Origin of the sequence: Aeromonas media (assembly GCF_000819985.1) — a bacterium.
In the GTDB taxonomy this organism is placed as follows: Bacteria; Pseudomonadota; Gammaproteobacteria; order Enterobacterales; family Aeromonadaceae; genus Aeromonas; species Aeromonas media.
This window is the reverse complement of sequence record NZ_CDBZ01000043.1, coordinates 3,147-3,840: the sequence shown is the minus strand read 5'-3', so window position 1 is coordinate 3,840 and position 694 is coordinate 3,147. Positions and strand designations below refer to the sequence as shown.

The window sequence follows — 694 nt, the reverse complement described above, 5'->3', positions numbered from 1 at the left end:
CGCCAGCACCAGCAGGGCCGAGAGCACATAGTCGCCCACCGAATACTTGTTGCAGCCAGGGGCACTGAAGAAGGGGATGCCCCGCTCGGCCAGGAGAGCGGTGTCGATGTGATCCGTGCCTATGGTGGCGGTGCCGACGAAGCCGAGCCGCGGACAGCTGGCGAGCAGCCCGGCATCGACCCGGGTCACCGAGCGCACCAGCAGCACGTCGGCATCCTGCAGATCCGCCGCCCCTATCTGCCGCCCGGGCAGGGGCACGACTTCGCCAAATTCGGCAAACAGCTCGCAGGCATGGGGCATATTTTCATCAACGACGATCTTCATCGGCTCTCTTCTCATCCACAACCGGCCACAGGCGCGCCATTCTAGCCCAAGCGGGCCGAATTTTCAGAGACTTGTTCTCGGGCTGTCGTGGGCAAAGAGTGCGCCACTCTCTTAAGGCGACAGGGAGCCAGGGCGTCGAAGCGGGTTCCCGGGCATCCACAGATGGTGCATCGCACTCATATGTAACAACATGTTGCCCTCGCGCCCCCTGGCTTGACCAGGGGGGACGGGCTGGCACAATGACGCCTCTTTATCATCCGCCCTGTCATGTGCACCTGTTACGAGCCCTCTCATGCCGACTCATGCCTCTTCGTTGCCACGCCGCCGGGTGCTTGGTTTCAACGCCATACTGCTGCTGCCGCTGCTGCTG

The 694-nt window shown here is 63.0% G+C and carries 1 pseudogene; it reads right to left on the bottom strand.

Annotated elements, in window-relative coordinates:
* Nucleotides 1-324 (bottom strand): annotated as a pseudogene (locus BN1127_RS03560) (4-phosphoerythronate dehydrogenase); the annotation flags it as partial.
* Nucleotides 325-694 lie beyond the last annotated feature (370 nt).